Here is a 21,540-nt window from a genome sequence, read left to right on the forward strand (position 1 = left end):
AAAGTAATAGTTTAAATAAAATAAAGGGGTAATAAAAAATATGAAAAAATATGGTTATTTAACTACTAAAATAGGTTTAATTGAAATCATAGTAGTTGCAGAACAAGTAGTAAAAGTTAGTTTCGTTAATACTCGTCAAGTTGCTAAGGATAGTAGTAATATAGTGGTAACTAATTGTTTAAAACAACTAGCAATGTATTTTGATAAAAAATTAAGTGATTTTAACTTACCAATAGCTTTAAAAGGAACTTCTTTTCAAGAATTAGTATGGAGTAAAACTTGTACTATTCAATTTGGGACAACTTTAACTTATCAAGAGTTGGCACAAAAGATAGGTTATCCAAAAGCAAGTAGGGCAGTAGGTTCAGCTTTAAGTAAAAATCCATTAGCAATTATTGTTCCTTGTCATCGTGTTGTTAATAAAAATAAGAATATTGTTAATTATCTTTATGGTGCCCATATTAAAAATTTTTTATTAGCACAAGAAAGTAAATAACGTATAAGAACCTGTTTAGAATCTTTTAGAGAATAAGGTAAAATTACTATATATTAGACTTACTGCATAACGTTTTTAAGTTTTAATGATAAATTATAAAATCCTGCAATTAAATTAAATCTTAAAAATATTCGTTTTCTGGCTTTTCTAAATTTATAACCAATAATCTTAAAACATTTTAAAAATGCAAAAACATGTTCAATTTTTCTACGAGTTTTATTAATAATCTTATTAAAGATTTTGGTTTTATTTGTTTTAGGATTATTTTTGCTAATTTTAATGGGTAAAAATGTATTAGCATGAATTTTTTGTAAACCTTGATAACCTTTATCTGCAAGAATTATAGTTTCTGGTAAAAACTTTAACTTTGAATTCTTAAAAGTTTTAAAATCATGATTTTTACCAATATCAGAAAAAATATTTAAAATTTCATTAGTATTTGCATTAATTACGGTTTGAAACTTAACAGTATGCATTCATTTTTTACCAGAAAATCAATCTTTTTGGTTATATTTTGGTCGTTCTGTTTCTACCTCTGTTACATCAATTATCAAAATTTTATTTTTTAATTCTTCTTTTTAAAAAAATATTTTTATTTGTTAAATTATTAAACTTATTATTCTTTATTAAAATATCTTCAATTGAACGAATATTTCGTAAAGCAGTAGTATCAACCATACCATACTCAGCACCAATACTATGATATGTACGATTTTCATATAAATATCTTAAACTCATTACTAGTCGATCTTCTATTGACATTTTATATGGCCTTCCACCAATAGTAGTTTTGAGTTTTTGATGTTCTAATAAAATATTTAAAATTTCGTTAAAAACGAGTTTATTAATACCCACTATTTTACGAAAATATTGATCAGATTTATCTTTTAATTCAAAATATGTCATAAAGTTTATCCTTAACTATTCAAATTTTATTTTAATAATAACAAAAAAATAAAAAGTTAACTAGTTATGCAGTAAGTCTATTATTATTTCTGAAAACTATAATTAGATATTAGTAAAATAAAATCTAATTAAAGGTGATTGAAAATGAATATTTTAGACATAATAAATAAATTTCCAAACCAAGAATCTTGTATAAAATTTTTAGAAGAAATAAGATTAAATAACAAACCAAAATGTCTTTTTTGTTTTAGTGAAAAAGTTAACTCTGTTTTAAAAGAGTCGCGTTATAAATGCAAAAAATGTCATAAGTCTTTTAGTGTAACTGCTCAAACTATTTTTCATCATACACGTGTACCACTTCAAAAGTGATTTATTTTAATAGTATTAATGGCTAATGCTAAAAAAAGTTTATCATCATCTCAAGCTTCAAGAGACTTAAATTTACGTTTAGCAACTGTATGAAAAATGATGCATAAAATTAGAAAGGCAATGGCTAATGATGAGATTAAATTATTAGCAAAAATATTAGAGATGGATGAAACATATGTGGGTGGAAAACCGCGTAAATATAATGATGTTGATAATAAAAATAACTCATTACGTGGTAGAGGAACTAGTAAAGAGTGTGTTGTTGGCATTATTGAACGAAATGGTAATGTTAAATTATTTCATGCAAAAAATAAAAGTATTAAATCTGAAGATTTAATGAAAATAGTTAAAGAAAATGTTGATATTAACAATTCTATTCTTTTTACTGATGAATATCGTGGATATTATAAAATGAATAAAATTTTACCACATGAACAAGTTAATCACAAAAAATATTTTTCTTATAATGGTATTCATACAAATACAATAGAAAGTTTTTGAGCAATATTAAAAAGAGGTTTTATCGGCCAATTTCATTGAGTTTCAAAAAAATGACTCCAATCTTATTTAAATGAATTTTGTTTTAAATATAATAACCGTAAAGAAAAAATCACATTTAAAAATATCATAATTAAATTATTTATTAAGAATTAAGTGTTAACCAATAAGCGTAAAATTCCGTTATTATTTTCAAATTTGAAGTAAAAATAATGGTAAAGAACCTAGCATATGACAATTAATTTAAAAAAATTAGTTAGAAAAGTTCGTATCAATAATCATCGAAAAGAAAAAACCAGTTTTTGTATAATTGATTCACAAAGTGTTAAAAATACAGATACTACTAAAAACAAAGGTTATGATGCTGGTAAAAAGATTTCAGGAATAAAACGTCATATTGCTGTTGATTCTCAAGATTTACCACATGCAATTTACGTAACTACAGCAGAAAAAAAGATCGTAATAGTGCTATAATAATGATTCAAAATGAAAAAGAAAATCTTTCTACAGTTCAAAAAATAATAGTAGATGCTGGTTATACTGGTGAAAAATTTGCTTCTGCAATCAAAACAATTATAAATGCGAATGTTGAAGTTGTAAAACGTAATGAATTACATTCTTTTGTAGTATTACCAAAAAGATGAGTTGTAGAGCGAAGTTTTGCTTGATTAGAAAAATGTAGAAGATTATGAAAAAATTGTGAAAGAAAATTAAATACTAGTTTACAAATGGTTGTTCTTTCCTTTATTTCAATTTTATTAAAAAGATTCTAAACAGGTTCTAAGATTTATGTAATATATTTTAATATTAAACACAGCATTACAATTTCAAAACTAGGTATCTTGTTGAATTTATATGCAACTTCTTTGGCATATAAATAAACATAATGTTTTGCAACTTTGATATGTGTTTTAAATGTTCTTCTTATATGTTTTCAAACTGATTCAATTTGATTGGTATTTACACCAGTTTTTGAAACATAACCATCTTGATGGTTAACTGTTTTATGTTTTGGGAAAACCAATTTGAAATCGCAATATCCTTTTCAATCATCAGTATATACATGACATTTTGAAGAAATGTGGCTTCTTGCAAAATTCAAAAGACTTTTACTCTTTGCATTTTTCAATACTTTCACAATTAAATTATTAGTTGTTTTTTCATAAATGCCAATAATCAATGTTTTATTTTTCAAGGATCTTCCTTGTTTTTTAAAAGCCATATGTGAAAGATACATTTCATCAATTTGCACTGTGCCTTCAACAATAAATTGAGGTTCTTGTTTTGCAATACGTGTTCTAATTTTATGACCCATTCTCCATGCTGTTTTTAAGGTCACTCCCAATTCTTTTGAAACATCAGTTGACGGAATTCCATCTTTGGTGTTTATTTATCTAAAGATGAGGTAAAATCATGATCTTAAAGATGTTTGTGACCTTGAAAATATGGTACCGGTGAGAATACTAAATGTTTGATTACATTTCAAACATCTTATTCTTTTTAAATCAGAAGTATTCAAATTAAAACTAGAACACCTAATACATTTGTTTTCTTTCAAATTTGCTATATATGCAAGACATTGCTGTTCAGTTTGAAAAGCATTGTTGAACTCATTCAGTTTCATTGTTCCCTCCACAAGTACATGTGGGGAGAAGTCCGATAATTAATTATAAAAATCAAATTTTAAAGTTAAAAAAACAAAAAATTAATAAAGTTAAAAATTTTTTTATTAAAATTTTTTCATTTGGAAAAATCAATATAAATCAAAATATTAATAATTTAATTCGACAAGAAGAGGAAAATTGTGAATTATTAAAAGGGCATAAGTCACTTAAGTTTACCAATTAATATTTTCAATCTGTAATATAATTAAAAATAATTAATACAGAAGGAGAAATTATGAATTATAAAGTTTATTCAAAAGAAACAAAATTAGCCGTTGTTAATGAGTATTTAGTTGATAAAAAACTAAAAATACATGAAATTCAAGTCAAATATAAATTATCAACTCCAGTATTAATTTATAATTGGGTTAACCAATATCAAATTAAAGGTGAAAATGCATTCACCAAAATTTCTAAATCCCAAACTTCTCACAGGATCGATAAGAAAGATATTGAAATTAAACTATTAAACAAAGAAATTGATAAACTTAGAAAACAAGCTTTAAAAGATGAGGTTGAAAAAGAACTTTTAAAGGAGCAATTAGCCTGTGAAAAGAAATTAACAAGGGGAAAAAATAGTAAATTATTAAAATATAAGTGTTTTTTAATAGTAGAAAAATATAAGCAAAAAGGTCATCAATTAAATAAAATTATTGTTTACATAGCTATTAGCAAAACAGCATACTATTTATGAGTAAAAAAAGGTAAAAAGCAATATCAATCAAAAATTAATGATAATTTGATACAAGCAATAAACAAAATAGTTCTCATTAAAAATAGACTTACTGCATAACGTTTTTAAGTTTTAATGATAAATTATAAAATCCTGCAATTAAATTAAATCTTAAAAATATTCGTTTTCTGGCTTTTCTAAATTTATAACCAATAATCTTAAAACATTTTAAAAATGCAAAAACATGTTCAATTTTTCTACGAGTTTTATTAATAATCTTATTAAAGATTTTGGTTTTATTTGTTTTAGGATTATTTTTGCTAATTTTAATGGGTAAAAATGTATTAGCATGAATTTTTTGTAAACCTTGATAACCTTTATCTGCAAGAATTATAGTTTCTGGTAAAAACTTTAACTTTGAATTCTTAAAAGTTTTAAAATCATGATTTTTACCAATATCAGAAAAAATATTTAAAATTTCATTAGTATTTGCATTAATTACGGTTTGAAACTTAACAGTATGCATTCATTTTTTACCAGAAAATCAATCTTTTTGGTTATATTTTGGTCGTTCTGTTTCTACCTCTGTTACATCAATTATCAAAATTTTATTTTTTAATTCTTCTTTTTAAAAAAATATTTTTATTTGTTAAATTATTAAACTTATTATTCTTTATTAAAATATCTTCAATTGAACGAATATTTCGTAAAGCAGTAGTATCAACCATACCATACTCAGCACCAATACTATGATATGTACGATTTTCATATAAATATCTTAAACTCATTACTAGTCGATCTTCTATTGACATTTTATATGGCCTTCCACCAATAGTAGTTTTGAGTTTTTGATGTTCTAATAAAATATTTAAAATTTCGTTAAAAACGAGTTTATTAATACCCACTATTTTACGAAAATATTGATCAGATTTATCTTTTAATTCAAAATATGTCATAAAGTTTATCCTTAACTATTCAAATTTTATTTTAATAATAACAAAAAAATAAAAAGTTAACTAGTTATGCAGTAAGTCTATTAATTAAAAAGCAATTTCCCAATAAAAAAATATTAGTTATTGTTGAAAATTTCTTTTTAAGTTCAAAACAGTTATTAACTAATCATTAGCAACCCCAAAAGTTATTGGTGCTTTAATCGTATTAGTACAAGATGTTATGAACTGAGATTATCATGAAAATGAACCAAAAAACAAAAATAAAATAGAAGATTATAAAGGAAATATAAAATTTACAAAACATGAACAAGATGCTTACAAACATATTCAATATTATTTAAGAACCTGTTTAGAATCTTTTTAATAAAATTGAAATAAAGGAAAGAACAACTATTTGTAAACTAGTATTTAATTTTCTTTCACAATTTTTTCATAATCTTCTACATTTTTCTAATCAAGCAAAACTTCGCTCTACAACTCATCTTTTTGGTAATACTACAAAAGAATGTAATTCATTACGTTTTACAACTTCAACATTCGCATTTATAATTGTTTTGATTGCAGAAGCAAATTTTTCACCAGTATAACCAGCATCTACTATTATTTTTTGAACTGTAGAAAGATTTTCTTTTTCATTTTGAATCATTATTATAGCACTATTACGATCTGTTTTTTCTGCTGTAGTTACGTAAATTGCATGTGGTAAATCTTGAGAATCAACAGCAATATGACGTTTTATTCCTGAAATCTTTTTACCAGTATCATAACCTTTGTTTTTAATAGTATCTGTATTTTTAACACTTTGTGAATCAATTATACAAAAACTGGTTTTTTCTTTTCGATGATTATTGATACGAACTTTTCTAACTAATTTTTTTTAAAATTAATTGTCATATGCTAGGTTCTTTACCATTATTTTTACTTCAAATTTGAAAATAATAATATACAGTTTGTCATTTTGGAAAATTTTTTGGTAACATTCTTCATTGACAACCACTTTTTAATACATATAAAACTGCACAAAATACTTCATATAAATCTAAATTTCTTGGTTTTGTTTTCTTTTTGACATTTTCTAAAATTAATCTTATGTTCTCAAATTGTTCTTTAGTGACATGACTTGGATAATTTTTATGCATATATACCTCTTATTTTAAAATATATAGTAATTTTACCTTATTCTCTAAAAGATTCTAAACAGGTTCTAATACTGAGAATAATTTAGCTAGTATTAATATTTGCTGAACTTTGACAATATCAAGGAGAAAATAGTAGTAGTTAAAGTTAATAAAAAGAAAGAAAAAAAATAAGATAAATAAAGTTAATGGATAAATTTATATAATTTAAGTAAATAAAATTATTCCAATTATTTTTTTATTAGAAAAAAATAATTGGAATATAACATTTTTTAGTAATAATTAATTCTATTTTTTAAATTTTATTATAAAATGAGCAATTGCTGTATTTCATTTTTGAATATATATTGTTCATTTTTTGTATTTTAAGTTTTTATATACTTTTTTGCAATAAATAATTTTAATAGTTTAAATAATGATTTAGATAATATTTTAAACTAATTATAATTGATATTCTTTAATATTAATTATAAATAATGCTATTAAAGTTAACTATATATAGTATATAATTAATTACAAAGAGCATATAAGTGGAGGAATAAATGACAGATAATCAAAAATATATTACTGTTAAAGGTGCACGTGAACATAATTTAAAAAATGTTAATATTAAAATTCCAAAGTATAAGTTAGTAGTTATTACTGGTGTTTCAGGAAGTGGTAAATCATCATTAGCTTTTAATACAATTTATGCAGAAGGAAGGCGAAGATATGTTGAATCACTTTCAGCCTATGCTCGTCAATTTTTAGGAAACAGTGAAAAACCTGATGTTGATGCTATTGATGGTTTAGCACCAGCAATTTCTATTGATCAAAAAACTACAAGTAATAATCCTCGCAGTACTGTTGGTACTGTTACTGAAATTTATGATTATTTGCGTTTACTTTATGCACGGATTGGAACTCCTTATTGTAATAAGGGTCATGGTCCAATTAGCACGCAAACTTTAAAAGAAATGGTTAATAAAATTAAAACGTTAGAAGATAATACTAATATTGAAATTTTAGCACCAGTTACTAATGCTAAAAAAGGTAGTCATCAAGATTTATTAGCAAAATTAAAACAAGAAAACTTTTTGCGAGTTAAAATTAATAATAAAATATATAGTTTAGATGAACCAATTGAATTGAATAAATCATTACGTCATGATATTGATATTGTTATTGATCGTATTAAATTTATCAATGATGATAATACTATTTCACGAATTCATGATGCTTTAGAAGTTGCTTTAAATCATAGTAATGGTTTAGCAAAGGTTATTTTATTGCAAACAAATGAAACGTGATTATTTTCTCAAAAATATGCTTGTAAAATTTGTGGATTTTCAATTCCCAGTTTAGAACCGCGTTTATTTTCTTTTAATGCACCAAGTGGAGCGTGCTTTGATTGTAAAGGCTTAGGAGTAAAATTAGAAGTTGATGAAGAATTATTAATGCCAGATTTAAAATTATCAATTAATGATGGTGGCATTGAGTATTATAAAAACTTAGTTGGTACTAGTAATTTAGAATGACAAAAATTAAAAGTTCTTTGTTATCATTATTTAATTGATTTGAATCAACCATTAAAAAATTTAACAAAAGCACAACTTAATTATATTATGCGTGGTAGTGATGAAGCCATTACTTTTAGTATTACTTCGACAAATGGTCGTAAATATCCTAATCATGATTATATTGAAGGCATTGCCACTTTAATTGAAAGGCGTTTTTTAGAAACAACTAGTGATTTTGCCCGTGATTATTATCGTAAATTTATGAGTGAACGTACTTGTTTAACTTGTCAAGGAACAAGATTAAATGAATTTGCACTAGCAGTTAAAATTAAAGATGAAAATAATAAAGAAATGAATATTAGTCAGTACACTAATTTAGACATCGAAGAAAGTTTAACATTTATGTTAAATATTAAATTATTACCTTATCAACAAGAAATTGCTAAATTAATATTAGTAGAAATCATTAATCGTTTAAGTTTTTTAACTAATGTTGGTTTAGGTTATTTAAACTTATCACGAATGGCACAAACTTTATCTGGTGGTGAATCACAACGAATTCGATTAGCAACTCAAATTGGTTCACAATTAACAGGAGTATTGTATGTTCTTGATGAACCTTCAATTGGTTTACATCAACGTGATAATGTTAAGTTAATTGAAACTTTAAAGCAAATGCGAGATCTTGATAATACATTATTAGTAGTAGAACACGATGAAGATACAATGTGAGCAGCAGATTGATTAATTGATATTGGTCCAAAAGCTGGAATTTATGGTGGTGAAGTAATTGCTGAAGGTACACCACAGCAAGTTGCTAATAATCCTAATTCAATTACTGGACAATATTTAAATGGTGAAAAATTTATTGCGTTACCTAAATCAAGAAGAAGTGGTAATGGTAAAGTTATTGAAATTCAAGAAGCACAAGCTAATAATTTACGTAAAATAAATGTTAAATTACCTTTAGGTAAATTTATTTGTGTTACTGGTGTTTCAGGAAGTGGTAAATCAACACTTGTTAATGATATTTTATATACTAGTATTCAAAAGTATTTGGGTTTAAAAGGACAACGACCAGGAAAACATAAAGCAATAAAAGGGATTGAATTTATTGATAAAATTGTTGCTATTTCGCAAGAACCAATTGGTAGAACACCAAGAAGTAATCCTGCTACTTATACTTCAGTTTTTGATGATATTCGTGATTTATTTACGCAAACACCAGAAGCAAAAATTAGAGGATATGCTAAAGGTAGATTTTCATTTAATGTACCAGGAGGAAGATGTGAACGTTGTTCTGGTGATGGTGTTATTAAAATTGCAATGCACTTTTTACCAGATGTTTATGTAACTTGCGAAATATGCGAAGGAAAACGTTATAATAGTGAAACATTACAAGTTAAATATAAAGGTAAAAATATTTATGATGTACTAGAACTGCCTGTTGATTTAGCATTAACTTTTTTTGCTAATCATCCAAAAATTCATAAAAAATTAGCAATGATACAAGAAGTGGGACTAGGATATATAAAATTAGGACAACCCGCTACTGAATTATCTGGTGGTGAAGCACAAAGAGTAAAACTAGCTAAAGAATTACAAAAACGTGCTACTGGCAAAACTATGTATATTTTAGATGAACCAACTACTGGTTTACATGTTGATGATATTAAAAGGTTAATTGAAGTTTTAAATAAAATTGTTAATCATGGTGATACTGTTGTTGTAATTGAACATAACTTAGAAGTTATTAAAGTTGCTGATTACATTATTGATCTAGGACCTGAGGGTGGTAAATTTGGTGGTGAAATCATTGCTACAGGAACACCAGAACAAGTAATAACAAATCCTAATTCTTATACTGGACAATATTTAAAAGCAGTTATTAATCGTGATTTGAATAGAAAATAATTTAATTATTTTCTGTAGTATTCTTGAATTTTAACAAAAGAAGTAGAGAAATAAAATGTCTTTAGAAGTAGTACCAAATTTAAAAGAAATACTTATAAATTCAACTATACAAAATGTTAAAAGTAATATAATAAAGTTAAAAGAAGTTTTTAGTACTTCTTCTAATATACAATACTTAGAATATTGATTTATTTTTTTTTGAAAAAGATTTTTTTTAAAAATTTAAAAATAATAGAAAAACAGTATCAATGAATGCAAAAATTTTCGGAATTTTACGTTTATTGGCAATAACTTATATACATTATTATTTCTGAAAACTATAATTAGATATTAGTAAAATAAAATCTAATTAAAGGTGATTGAAAATGAATATTTTAGACATAATAAATAAATTTCCAAACCAAGAATCTTGTATAAAATTTTTAGAAGAAATAAGATGAAATAACAAACCAAAATGTCTTTTTTGTTTTAGTGAAAAAGTTAACTCTGTTTTAAAAGAGTCGCGTTATAAATGCAAAAAATGTCATAAGTCTTTTAGTGTAACTGCTCAAACTATTTTTCATCATACACGTGTACCACTTCAAAAGTGATTTATTTTAATAGTATTAATGGCTAATGCTAAAAAAAGTTTATCATCATCTCAAGCTTCAAGAGACTTAAATTTACGTTTAGCAACTGTATGAAAAATGATGCATAAAATTAGAAAGGCAATGGCTAATGATGAGATTAAATTATTAGCAAAAATATTAGAGATGGATGAAACATATGTGGGTGGAAAACCGCGTAAATATAATGATGTTGATAATAAAAATAACTCATTACGTGGTAGAGGAACTAGTAAAGAGTGTGTTGTTGGCATTATTGAACGAAATGGTAATGTTAAATTATTTCATGCAAAAAATAAAAGTATTAAATCTGAAGATTTAATGAAAATAGTTAAAGAAAATGTTGATATTAACAATTCTATTCTTTTTACTGATGAATATCGTGGATATTATAAAATGAATAAAATTTTACCACATGAACAAGTTAATCACAAAAAATATTTTTCTTATAATGGTATTCATACAAATACAATAGAAAGTTTTTGAGCAATATTAAAAAGAGGTTTTATCGGCCAATTTCATTGAGTTTCAAAAAAATGACTCCAATCTTATTTAAATGAATTTTGTTTTAAATATAATAACCGTAAAGAAAAAATCACATTTAAAAATATCATAATTAAATTATTTATTAAGAATTAAGTGTTAACCAATAAGCGTAAAATTCCGAAAATTTTTAGTGAAAGTAAAAGATGAAGGGCATCAGTCACTTAAGTTTACCAATTAATATTTTCAATCTGTAATATAATTAAAAATAATTAATACAGAAGGAGAAATTATGAATTATAAAGTTTATTCAAAAGAAACAAAATTAGCCGTTGTTAATGAGTATTTAGTTGATAAAAAACTAAAAATACATGAAATTCAAGTCAAATATAAATTATCAACTCCAGTATTAATTTATAATTGGGTTAACCAATATCAAATTAAAGGTGAAAATGCATTCACCAAAATTTCTAAATTCCAAACTTCTCACAGGATCGATAAGAAAGATATTGAAATTAAACTATTAAACAAAGAAATTGATAAACTTAGAAAACAAGCTTTAAAAGATGAGGTTGAAAAAGAACTTTTAAAGGAGCAATTAGCCTGTGAAAAGAAATTAACAAGGGGAAAAAATAGTAAATTATTAAAATATAAGTGTTTTTTAATAGTAGAAAAATATAAGCAAAAAGGTCATCAATTAAATAAAATTATTGTTTACATAGCTATTAGCAAAACAGCATACTATTTATGAGTAAAAAAAGGTAAAAAGCAATATCAATCAAAAATTAATGATAATTTGATACAAGCAATAAACAAAATAGTTCTCATTAAAAATGAAAAAAAGTACATTAATATCACTAGTTTTGAAAAAGTAAGATTAGAGTTAAAAATAAAAAATAAAGGTCTTAAATGCAGTAAAACAAGCATAAAACAAATATTAAAAGATAATAATATTAAATTATTATTAGAACCTAAATCAACAAATAGAGTAGTAGAAAATAGTGATTTAAAAAATAATAAAGATTTATTAAAACGTAATTTTTCAAGTAATAACTTTCTTGAAAAAGTTGGTATGGATGGCACATGATTTAAAAATATAATTATTGGTGATAAAAAAACAAAATTATTAGTTGTTTTTGCTACTGATATGTACAGTAATTCAATTGTTGGCTGAAAAATAAACAAAAGTGAAAATGCCAAAACTGTGTTAAATGTGGTTAATCAAATAGAATTAGCGAGTGCTAAACAATGTAATTTTACGACTATTCAATCAGATTTAGGTTCTGCTAATACAAGCGAAATTGTTAGTAAAGTTTTTAATACAAGTACTAATCTAATTCATTAGACTTACTGCATAACGTTTTTAAGATTTAATTTAATTGCAGGATTTTATAATTTATCATTAAAACTTAAAAACGTTATGCAGTAAGTCTATTAGAAAAATTTGTTAGATATTGAAACAATGATAGAATAGTTATTAGATTGAAAATGCCTCCAAATCAATTTGTACAGATTTGAAGACAAGAAAGTAAACTTATCTAACCAATGCCATTTAAATATGATAATATCCACTTTTAGCATAATTATTTTTTGTACTATGATAAGCTAAATCAATTATGTTAAGATATTTTCAGTTTAAGTTTATTGTTAGAAGGAGAAGTCATGAATAATAATGAAAAAATAAAAGGTAACTTTTATGTTTTAGGAGATAGTTTATCAGATACAGGAGCATTAGTAAGTGGTTTTACAGCTCTTTTTAAGCATTTAAAAATACCTAAAATAGTTAAAATGTTGACACCATTTTATAAAAATTCTTTTTCTAATGGTCCTGTGGCAGCAGAAATTATTTCTGATTATTTGCATATAAATTTAACTTCTGCTTGAAGATTTGACCTTTTTTTATTTGCTGATGAGCAAATTGGTAATAATTATGCAGTTAGTGGAGCTTTAGCTAGTAGAAAAAAAGAATTAACAGTAGAAAGCTTTGTTATTAATCATTTTGATATTACTCATCAAGTAGATGCTTTAATTAGTCAGCATCATATTAATAGTAATGATATAATTTTAGTTGAGTTTGGTGGTAATGATATTTTATATGCTTTTAAGCAATCATTATTAAGTGATCAAGAAGAAATTATTAATAAAGCAGTTGAGTTAATAAAAAATGCTTTAACTAAATTAATAAATAAGGGTGCTCAACGTATTTTACTATGTAATGTGCCTAATATGAGTATTATCCCTTTATTTAAAAATAAAGAAAAAGACAAGGAGCGTATTTTAAATTTAACTACTAATTTTAATAAAATGTTAGATAGTGTTATTGAAGAATTAAATAAAAATAAAAAAAATATTATTAAATATGATATGTTTACAGCAATAACAAATGCTATTAATAAGTTTAAAAACTTGAATATTAATAACAATATTGTTGATGCAGCAGTTACTATTGATTTTAGTGAAATAATTAATAATGGTATTATTGTTCCTCATTTCAATGAAGGTATTAATGAAGAAAATATTAATAATTATTTCTTTTTTGATAGCATTCATCCTAATAAATGAGCACATAATATTATGGCTCAAGAATTAATTAAATTAATAAATAATAATAAGAATTAATTAGAAATATTTATTTATAAGAGTTATAATTTTATTATAAAGGAAAAAATAAATATGAAAAAAGAATGAGTTAAATTAATTAAAGTAGACTTTATGCATGGTGTTGAAGAACCTTGATGTAATAACAAAGGTGTCGCAATATTACCATTTATAATTAAAGATGATGGTAGTCGTTATTTTATGCAAACATGTGAGAGTAATCCTTTATTTAATAAAAATAAACTGGGTAAATATAGTTCAATTACTGGTGGAGTGGAAAATAATAATCCTTTGGAAACAGTTTATAATGAAATGAGAGAAGAAACTGGCATTTTTTTAACAAAAGATACTCCTATTTATTTTTTAGGTACTCATTATGCTTCAAAAATAAGCACTAAAGTATGGTATTATTATGCAATTGATTTAACTGCACTTAATTTGGATATTAATGATAAATATTATGGTTATGGCGATGGAACATTAGGAGAAAATAGTTTATATAGTAAATTTATTCCTGAAACAGAATTACAGTTTTCAAACGATTCTTTTTCTCTTACAATTTATGGTAAGTTATTCAATTCTATAAACCACAATTGTTTTAAAAATATTAATTTTAAAACATTATTAAACAATCATTGCGATTCAAAAGCAGAAATATTTAATTCTGCAACTAATAATAATTTGAAGAGAAATATTTTTATTTCAGGTATAGCTAATAGTTATGAAGAATTTGGCACTATAAAAAAAAGTAAAAAATTTGTATTTGATTTATCAAATTTTTTATGTAAAGAAAATAAAAAAATAATAAATGCATTTGGAATCGGCGTTAGTGATGAAATAGTAAGTGGTGCTGTTAAGTATGCTAAAGAAAATAATGTCATTTTGGATAAAATTCTTGATGTATGACCATTTCCCCAACAATTTAAAAAAAGTTGACCAGAATATCGTAATCAGTTAATAGATAAAGCAGACATTGTACTATTTATTTTTGGTAATAAAATGGATGAAAATAATAATATTGTTTTATCAAAAGGTGTGTTAAATGAATTTGAAATTGCTAGAGATAAAAATAAAATAATAATTCCTATAGCTTCAACTGGTTATGCTACTAAAGAAATATTCATAAAAATAGAAAATGATATAGAAAATTTTAAGTATTTAAAAGATTATTTATATGTTCTTAAGAATGAAAAAAATGCTGAAAAGATAGTTAAAACTATTATTCAAATTTTAGATAATATTAATTAGTAATATTTATTTATATTTTATTTCTTGGTGGTAATTGTGGAGGAGTACCACTTCCAATTGGACTTAATTGTCCTAAATAATTAATAAAATGGTAATCTCATTTTTCAGAAACTAAATTACCAGTATTTTTTTCATTTTTATTTTTATCAATAGTTTCATAAATATGATTTAAATTTTGATTGATAGATGATGAGATAATAGTTTTTAATACTAATTCAAAAGGAATATAGTTGCTATTCATAAAAAGTTAACACCAATTTCTAATATTTTAATTTTTAACAATTTTGAAAAAATTATATCATAATAATTTTTAATTTTTTTAGGATTATTAATTTTATAAACGCTTTTCTCCCTTTATGTACTATTTTTTAATTTTATCACATAAATGCTGAGAAAAGCGTATCTACGGACTTCACCCCACATTTTTAAATTAAACATAGCATTACAATTTCAAAACTAGGTATCTTGTTGAATTTATATGCAGCTTCTTTGGCATATAAATAAGCATGATATTTTGCAACTTTGATATGTGTTTTAAATGTTCTTCTTATATGTTTTCAAACTGATTCAATTTGATTGGTATTTACACCAGTTTTTGAAACATAACCATCTTGATGGTTAACTGTTTTATGTTTTGGGAAAACCAATTTGAAATCGCAATATCCTTTTCAATCATCAGTACATACATGACATTTTGAAGAAATGTGGCTTCTTGCAAAATTCAAAAGACTTTTACTCTTTGCATTTTTCAATACTTTCACAATTAAATTATTAGTTGTTTTTTCATAAATGCCAACAATCAATGTTTTATTTTTCAAGGATCTTCCTTGTTTTTTAAAAGCCATATGTGAAAGATACATTTCATCAATTTGCATTGTGCCTTCAGCAATAAATTGAGGTTCTTGTTTTGCAATACGTGTTCTAATTTTATGACCCATTCTCCATGCTGTTTTTAAGGTCACTCCCAATTCTTTTGAAACATCAGTTGAGGGAATTCCATGTTTGGTGTTTATTCATCTAAAGATGAGGTAAAATCATGATCTTAAAGATGTTTGTGACCTTGAAAATATGGTACCCGTGAGAATACTAAATGTTTGATTACATTTCAAACATCTTATTCTTTTTAAATCAGAAGTATTCAAATTAAAACTAGAACACCTAATACATTTGTTTTCTTTCAAATTTGCTATATATGCAAGACATTGCTGTTCAGTTTGAAAAGCATTGCTGAACTCATTCAGTTTCATTGTTCCCTCCACAAGTACATGTGGGGAGAAGTCCGTTATATTATTCAATAGTTTTTCAATGTTTTTAGAATTTTTGTTAATAATAAACTTTCTGTCAATATATTATATATAATTATATTATGTTTAAAATTAATCAAAAATTTTAATTATAAAAGGCAGGAAATTAAGTATGGAAAACCTTAGTGTTGGTGAAATAGTAACAAAATTTAATTTAACAATTTTATATATTAATCCCAAAATTCCAATTGAAAAAAGAATTATTACTAATATTGGTACTAATCGTGGTGGTTTAGAATTAACGGGGTTTAAAACTAAACAAATTTCACGTAGTCGTCGTATAATTTTATTAAGCAGTAAAGAAAGAGAATATATTTCCTCTTTACCAAAAACAGAATTTAAGAACCATTTTAGTAATATTTTAGAAGATCATATTCCTGCTATTTTTGTAACACCTAATTTTAAATTTAAAAAAGAATTATGTGACTGTGCTAAAGCGATTAATTCAACAGTTCCAATTATTGAAGTATTATTTTTTACTTCTGAATTTGCAGCAACAATTTCTACTTATATTGCTGAACGTTTATCTGAATCTAAACGTTTACATGGTACTTTAGTAAATATTTTTGGTTATGGTGTCCTAATTACAGGTGAAAGTGGTATTGGTAAATCAGAAACAACATTAGATTTATTACGTAATGGGCACTTATTTGTTGGTGATGATAGTATTGATATTTTAAAAGTCAATAATAAAATTGTAGGAAAAGTTAATCCGATTATTAAAAATTTAATTGAAATTAGAGGAATAGGTATTCTAGATATTACCAAAATGTATGGATATCATGTTATAATGCATGAGAGTCAAGTAAATTTAATTATTAATTTAATTAGAATTGAAAATGATGGTTGAACTAAAGTTGATCGACTTGGTGATCATAATAACTTTGATGTTTTTTTTGAAATTAAAGTGCCCAAAATAATTATTCCTGTTAGTTCAGGAAGAAATTTAGCTGATTTAATTGAAGCAGCAGTTATTAGTTTAAAGTTAAAAGATGAAGGTCAAGACGCTACTGCTAGTTTTCAAAAACAAATAATTAGAAATTTAACAAAAAAGAAATAATTTAATTATTAAATTATCAAAAAGGAAAAAAATATGATTAATGATGATGGATACAATAGTTTAATTACCGATATTCCAGGAACGGGAATTCATATTTATTCGGTATTAATGGCAGTAGGGTTTTTAATTGCTGTTATTGCTTCATGAATAAAATTATATCGCCGTAATATTCCAACTAAAACTTTAGAATGAGGAACATTAGTTATTGCATTAGCAGGATTAATAGGAGCAAGAGCATGATATGTTCTTAATAATACTAGCACAATTGAAAATGCACTTGATGTGGTTGCTGTTTGAAGAGGTGGTATGGCAATTGAAGGAGGCGTTACAGTTGGAATGATAGTAGGGTTCTTTATTTTTTATCGTACTTCAAAACAGTTACAAATTTCAATGTGAGTTTTTATTGATTGTATTGTTCCAAATATTTTATTAGGCCAAGCTATTGGTAGATGAGGTAATTTTTTTAATCAAGAATTACTAGGAGCTGATGTTGGTCATCCTTTCAGTTGATTACCAACATGAATAAATAATCATTTACATTATGGTTTTAATAGTGATAAACCAGATCTTGTTGCTGTTTATTGTCAACCTTTGTTTTTATATGAGTCATTATCTTCATTATTTGGTTGATTCTTTTTAACGTTTTTTGTACCAAAAACAGGACAAATGTTTAGTAAAAAACCATGAAAATTAGATTCTTCGCAATTTATTTCGCCTTTAAAGACTAATCCAATTGTTGGAAAAGATTTTTTAAAACCTTGAAAAATTATTAAAAAATTTCATGGATATCGTAAATTTAAATATGAAAGTTGAAAACAAGCATATTTTGATTTTACATCCAATAAGAATAGTGTTAAAAGTGTTGAAAAAATACCTTGAAAAAATGTTAAAACACATTCGAAAGTTAAATCAAAGATAAAAAAATGATATTTAAAGATTAAATATAATATGCAACCACATTCTAAATCTTTAAATACTATGTATAATCCTAATAATTATCGAGTAACGTATGCAGGAGTATCAGGTAGTTTATACTTTGTCTTTTATGGTATTATTAGAATGATTTTAGAACCACTTCGTGATAATAGAGACATTATGAAAATAGCCAATGTTTCAACTTCAATGATAGTTTCTGGAATGTGAATTATTTTAGGTGTTATTTTAGTAATATTTGCACAAATTATTGCACCATCAAGATTTCGTAAAGGAGAATGATTATATGAAAAATCATACTAATAAAGAAAATAAATATGATTATGATTTAGTAGTTATTGGTGGTGGTCCAGCAGGAATGACAGCTGCTATTTATGCACAAAGAGCAAATCTTAAAACTGTGATTATTGAAAAATATATTGTTGGTGGAAAAATGATTAAAACTTCTGAAATTGAAAATTATCCAGGTTATGATTATATTTTAGGGCCTGAATTATCAGAAAAAATGCAAAAGCAAGTTGAGAAACTACAAGTTGAATTTGTTACTGATGAAGTTATTAAAATTACAGATAGTGAAAATCATAAAATTAAAACAGTCATTTTAAGTAGTGGTGATGTTCTTACTGCTAAAGGAATAATTATAGCGACTGGTTCATTAGAACGTAAAATTGGTGTTTCTGGTGAAGAGGAATATGCTAATCGTGGTGTTTCTTATTGTGCTGTTTGTGATGGTGCTTTATTTAAGAATAAAATTATTAGTGTAGTTGGCGGTGGTTATGCTGCTTGTGAAGAATCTTTATATTTAATAAGATTTACTAATAAAGTTAATCTTATTCATCGCCGTGATCAATTTCGTGCTGATGATAAAACCGTTAATAAAGTTAAAAACAATGAAAATATTAATTTAATAACTAATCATGTTGTATTAAAAGTATTAGGTACTGAGGATAAGAAAAAAGTAGGTAAATTAGAAATTCAAAATATTAAAACTAAGGAAATTAGTGAAATTACTACTGATGCCTTATTTCCTTATATTGGCTCTGATCCTGTTACAAAATTTGTTAAAGATTTAGATATTTGTGATAGCAATGGTTATATTATAGTTAATGATAAGTGTCAAACTAAAATCCCAGGATTATATGCAGCTGGTGATGTAATTTCTAAAAATTTAAGACAAATAGTAACTGCTGTTAATGATGGAGCGATTGCAGCACAATATTTAATAAATTTTATTGATAATTTTAATGAATAAAGTGTACAATTGAGGTGATAGTAATGATATCATTTACAACAAGTGTAAAAGATGAAATCTGTCAAAAAAATTTTAAAAATTGTTGTCAGAAATCTTTACTATCAGCATATTCGCTTATTAATGGTAAGATTACAAATTCAGATAAAATAAATAATGAGATTATTATTCATAGTTTTCATAACAAAACCACTAGGTTAATATATAAATTTTTAAAAAATCAATATAAAGATGTAAGATTGATAGTTATGGTGGATGTTTTAAATAAATTTGAGCGTCCAAAGGTGTATAATATTCGTATTAATAATAAAATCAATTTTATTATTAATGATTTAATGCTTCAAGATAAATATCTTTTTATTGAGAAAGAAGCTATGCACCAGCATATAATAAAAGAGCATTGTATAAGAGCGTATATCGCAGGAATCTTCCTTGTAGTTGGCAGTATCAATTCTCCTTCAACACCTAACTACCATTTGGAATTGCAATTTCATAATGATATGTTGGCTAAAAAAATTAAAAATATTTTATTACAAACTTTTAAATTAAACTTTAAAATAATAAAACGTCGTAATAAAACGGTGCTTTATCTAAAAAAATCTAATGTAATTTCTGACTTTTTAAAAATAATTGATTGTCCACAAGCAGTTTTCGCTTTTGAAGATAAACGCATTTCACGAGAATTATTTAATAATATTAATCGTTTTAATAATATTGATATTTCTAATCAACAAAAAATTTTAAATGCTGGAGACCAGCAAGTTATAATGATTTCCGTTTTAAAGGATAAAAAACTTTTCAAAGCGTTGTCATTAAAAGCTCAAATTATTTCAAATTTAAGATTAAAAAATCCTGAAGCATCACTTTCAGAATTGGGTGAACTTTACTATCAAGAAACTGGTTTTGTCATTACTAAGTCTGGGGTTAATCATTTAATTCGCGAAATTAAGAAAAAGTATCAAGAAACATTGTAAGTTAATATAAAAAGTATAAGAGGAGGCCATACAATGAAAAAGAAAGAAATTTTAAGCAAAGGTCGTCAAGATTTATTGAATGCTTTTGGAAAACGAATGAAAACTTTACGTAATCAAAAAGGTAGAAAATTTTCACAAGAGAAACTTGGAGAAGCAAGCGGCCTACATCGTAATTATATTTCTGATGCTGAAAGAGGAACAAGAAACGTATCTTTAGTTGCAATCTTAAAAATAATTAATGGGTTGGATTCATCTATTAGTGAGTTTTTTGCTGTAGGGTTTGATAATATTGATACTTCAAATTTATATGACACATTTAGTGTTGAATAAAATCAATTTAATACACTTTTAGTAGTACTTTATAAATAAGTACTACTTTTTTATTAAAATTAATTTTATATTCACTAGTAATTATTTTATATTAATGAAGATTATGAAATTTATTCACCTTATATTAGGAATAATTAATCATTAAAATGATATAATTTAATTATTGATTATCATTAAGGAGTTATTATGACAATAGAAAATCCAGAAGTTGAAATTGAAAATGTTACTACTAATGTTGATAATGTTGAAAAAGAACCTTATCAACTAACTAGTATTATTTCACCTATATTTGGTCTTAATCATCAAAAAATAACTACGATTCCAATTAATATTAAAAAAGCCGATAGCAGTTCTAGCATTATTGAGCAATATGTTGATAAAAAAACTAAAGAAAATATTTTTCGCGAAAAAGAAGTAACGTATAATAATTCTAGTAATCTTGATAATACTAGAATTGCACAAATTAAAAAAAATAGAGAACAACAACAAATATATGATAGTTTACCATCGCGCTATCTAGAATTTCGCGATAAAATATTTAAAGAAACTACATCTATTAATTACAATAATGCAAGTAATAACGATACAATTATTACAACTATTGATTTGTTAGTTGATGATATTTTAGATGAAAATAAATAGGAGATG

General features: G+C 24.6%; 24 protein-coding genes and 1 pseudogene. 16 read left to right on the plus strand and 9 right to left on the minus strand.

Annotated elements, in window-relative coordinates; translation table 4 throughout:
* The first annotated feature begins 40 nt into the window (after positions 1 to 40).
* Positions 41 to 496, plus strand: a complete 456-nt coding sequence (locus tag AAHM85_RS05515) for a methylated-DNA--[protein]-cysteine S-methyltransferase (protein WP_342261312.1) — start codon at positions 41 to 43, stop codon at positions 494 to 496.
* A 59-nt stretch (positions 497 to 555) separates the two neighbouring features.
* Here AAHM85_RS05515 and AAHM85_RS05520 read toward each other — a convergent pair whose 3' ends face one another.
* Both AAHM85_RS05520 and AAHM85_RS05525 read right to left on the minus strand, forming a co-directional pair.
* Entirely contained in the window at positions 556 to 1,050 is a 495-nt protein-coding gene (locus AAHM85_RS05520) for a transposase family protein (protein ID WP_342260487.1), read from the minus strand.
* A 4-nt stretch (positions 1,051 to 1,054) separates the two neighbouring features.
* Complete coding sequence (locus tag AAHM85_RS05525; protein WP_342260488.1) at positions 1,055 to 1,402, minus strand: transposase family protein; 348 nt, start codon at positions 1,400 to 1,402, stop codon at positions 1,055 to 1,057.
* Between the two features lie 144 nt (positions 1,403 to 1,546).
* Here AAHM85_RS05525 and AAHM85_RS05530 point away from each other — a divergent pair, with 144 nt between their 5' ends.
* A complete protein-coding gene (locus AAHM85_RS05530; RefSeq protein WP_342260673.1) occupies positions 1,547 to 2,425 on the plus strand; it encodes an IS1595 family transposase in 879 nt (292 codons plus the stop codon).
* Between the two features lie 31 nt (positions 2,426 to 2,456).
* A pseudogene (locus tag AAHM85_RS05535) lies at positions 2,457 to 3,042 on the plus strand (IS5 family transposase); the annotation flags it as partial.
* Positions 3,043 to 3,056: 14 nt separating this feature from the next.
* Here AAHM85_RS05535 and AAHM85_RS05540 read toward each other — a convergent pair.
* Together AAHM85_RS05540 and AAHM85_RS05545 are read right to left on the minus strand one after the other, a co-directional pair.
* Entirely contained in the window at positions 3,057 to 3,659 is a 603-nt protein-coding gene (locus AAHM85_RS05540) for an IS1595 family transposase (protein ID WP_342261698.1), read from the minus strand.
* Positions 3,660 to 3,905, minus strand: a complete 246-nt coding sequence (locus AAHM85_RS05545) for a hypothetical protein (protein WP_342261313.1) — start codon at positions 3,903 to 3,905, stop codon at positions 3,660 to 3,662. It lies immediately after the preceding gene.
* A gap of 263 nt (positions 3,906 to 4,168) precedes the next feature.
* Between AAHM85_RS05545 and AAHM85_RS05550 the strand changes: the two genes are divergently transcribed.
* Positions 4,169 to 4,726: a transposase gene (locus tag AAHM85_RS05550; RefSeq protein ID WP_342261314.1), complete on the plus strand. Its 558-nt coding sequence runs from the start codon at positions 4,169 to 4,171 to the stop codon at positions 4,724 to 4,726.
* On the opposite strand, the gene AAHM85_RS05555 is transcribed toward AAHM85_RS05550, so the two are convergent.
* Both AAHM85_RS05555 and AAHM85_RS05560 read right to left on the minus strand, forming a co-directional pair.
* Positions 4,716 to 5,210 (minus strand): transposase family protein, encoded by a 495-nt coding sequence (locus AAHM85_RS05555; RefSeq protein ID WP_342260487.1) that lies wholly within the window; start codon positions 5,208 to 5,210, stop codon positions 4,716 to 4,718. The two genes, AAHM85_RS05550 and AAHM85_RS05555, sit on opposite strands and share 11 nt — an antisense overlap.
* Positions 5,211 to 5,214: 4 nt before the next feature.
* Positions 5,215 to 5,562 carry a transposase family protein gene (locus AAHM85_RS05560; protein ID WP_342260488.1) on the minus strand — a complete coding sequence of 116 codons (348 nt, stop codon included), beginning with the start codon at positions 5,560 to 5,562 and terminating at the stop codon, positions 5,215 to 5,217.
* 217 nt (positions 5,563 to 5,779) lie between these two features.
* On the opposite strand from AAHM85_RS05560, the gene AAHM85_RS05565 reads away from it, so the two are divergent.
* Entirely contained in the window at positions 5,780 to 5,923 is a 144-nt protein-coding gene (locus AAHM85_RS05565) for a hypothetical protein (RefSeq protein ID WP_342261315.1), read from the plus strand.
* On the opposite strand, the gene AAHM85_RS05570 is transcribed toward AAHM85_RS05565, so the two are convergent.
* A protein-coding gene (locus tag AAHM85_RS05570; protein WP_342261316.1) for an IS5 family transposase occupies positions 5,909 to 6,698 on the minus strand; the annotation gives its coding sequence in 2 pieces (ribosomal slippage) (positions 5,909 to 6,436 and positions 6,438 to 6,698; 789 coding nt in all). The two genes, AAHM85_RS05565 and AAHM85_RS05570, sit on opposite strands and share 15 nt — an antisense overlap.
* Before the next feature lie 539 nt (positions 6,699 to 7,237).
* Between AAHM85_RS05570 and uvrA the strand changes: the two genes are divergently transcribed.
* The 5 genes from uvrA (at position 7,238) to AAHM85_RS05595 (ending at position 15,042) form a co-directional block, all read left to right on the plus strand.
* Positions 7,238 to 10,108, plus strand: coding sequence for an excinuclease ABC subunit UvrA (uvrA, locus tag AAHM85_RS05575; RefSeq protein WP_342261317.1), 2,871 nt, complete (start codon positions 7,238 to 7,240; stop codon positions 10,106 to 10,108).
* Between the two features lie 365 nt (positions 10,109 to 10,473).
* On the plus strand, positions 10,474 to 11,352 hold the full coding sequence (locus tag AAHM85_RS05580) for an IS1595 family transposase (protein WP_342260524.1): 879 nt from the start codon (positions 10,474 to 10,476) through the stop codon (positions 11,350 to 11,352).
* A gap of 136 nt (positions 11,353 to 11,488) precedes the next feature.
* Positions 11,489 to 12,541: a hypothetical protein gene (locus AAHM85_RS05585; RefSeq protein WP_342261318.1), complete on the plus strand. Its 1,053-nt coding sequence runs from the start codon at positions 11,489 to 11,491 to the stop codon at positions 12,539 to 12,541.
* 317 nt (positions 12,542 to 12,858) lie between these two features.
* Positions 12,859 to 13,815 (plus strand): SGNH/GDSL hydrolase family protein, encoded by a 957-nt coding sequence (locus tag AAHM85_RS05590; RefSeq protein WP_342261319.1) that lies wholly within the window; start codon positions 12,859 to 12,861, stop codon positions 13,813 to 13,815.
* Positions 13,816 to 13,869: 54 nt separating this feature from the next.
* Positions 13,870 to 15,042: a hypothetical protein gene (locus tag AAHM85_RS05595; protein WP_342261320.1), complete on the plus strand. Its 1,173-nt coding sequence runs from the start codon at positions 13,870 to 13,872 to the stop codon at positions 15,040 to 15,042.
* Positions 15,043 to 15,052: 10 nt separating this feature from the next.
* Here the strand turns inward: AAHM85_RS05595 and AAHM85_RS05600 are convergent, their stop codons facing one another.
* Positions 15,053 to 15,283 (minus strand): hypothetical protein, encoded by a 231-nt coding sequence (locus tag AAHM85_RS05600; protein ID WP_342261321.1) that lies wholly within the window; start codon positions 15,281 to 15,283, stop codon positions 15,053 to 15,055.
* 184 nt (positions 15,284 to 15,467) lie between these two features.
* Positions 15,468 to 16,301: an IS1595 family transposase gene (locus tag AAHM85_RS05605; protein WP_342261322.1), complete on the minus strand. Its 834-nt coding sequence runs from the start codon at positions 16,299 to 16,301 to the stop codon at positions 15,468 to 15,470.
* A 157-nt stretch (positions 16,302 to 16,458) separates the two neighbouring features.
* Here AAHM85_RS05605 and hprK point away from each other — a divergent pair, with 157 nt between their 5' ends.
* The 6 genes from hprK (at position 16,459) to AAHM85_RS05635 (ending at position 21,534) form a co-directional block, all read left to right on the plus strand.
* Complete coding sequence (gene hprK / locus AAHM85_RS05610; RefSeq protein WP_342261323.1) at positions 16,459 to 17,406, plus strand: HPr(Ser) kinase/phosphatase; 948 nt, start codon at positions 16,459 to 16,461, stop codon at positions 17,404 to 17,406.
* A 33-nt stretch (positions 17,407 to 17,439) separates the two neighbouring features.
* Positions 17,440 to 18,642, plus strand: coding sequence for a prolipoprotein diacylglyceryl transferase (locus AAHM85_RS05615; protein WP_342261324.1), 1,203 nt, complete (start codon positions 17,440 to 17,442; stop codon positions 18,640 to 18,642).
* Positions 18,626 to 19,591: a thioredoxin-disulfide reductase gene (trxB, locus tag AAHM85_RS05620; RefSeq protein ID WP_342261325.1), complete on the plus strand. Its 966-nt coding sequence runs from the start codon at positions 18,626 to 18,628 to the stop codon at positions 19,589 to 19,591. Before AAHM85_RS05615 ends, trxB begins: the two co-directional genes overlap by 17 nt.
* A 23-nt stretch (positions 19,592 to 19,614) precedes the next feature.
* Positions 19,615 to 20,562 carry a DNA-binding protein WhiA gene (gene whiA, locus AAHM85_RS05625; RefSeq protein WP_342261326.1) on the plus strand — a complete coding sequence of 316 codons (948 nt, stop codon included), beginning with the start codon at positions 19,615 to 19,617 and terminating at the stop codon, positions 20,560 to 20,562.
* A 33-nt stretch (positions 20,563 to 20,595) separates the two neighbouring features.
* A complete protein-coding gene (locus AAHM85_RS05630) occupies positions 20,596 to 20,892 on the plus strand; it encodes a helix-turn-helix domain-containing protein (protein ID WP_252319896.1) in 297 nt (98 codons plus the stop codon).
* Between the two features lie 186 nt (positions 20,893 to 21,078).
* Positions 21,079 to 21,534, plus strand: a complete 456-nt coding sequence (locus AAHM85_RS05635) for a hypothetical protein (RefSeq protein WP_342261327.1) — start codon at positions 21,079 to 21,081, stop codon at positions 21,532 to 21,534.
* Positions 21,535 to 21,540 lie beyond the last annotated feature (6 nt).

Origin of the sequence: Spiroplasma endosymbiont of Notiophilus biguttatus, from assembly GCF_964030985.1 — a bacterium.
GTDB lineage: Bacteria > Bacillota_I > Bacilli_A > Mycoplasmatales > VBWQ01 > Spiroplasma_E > Spiroplasma_E ixodetis_A.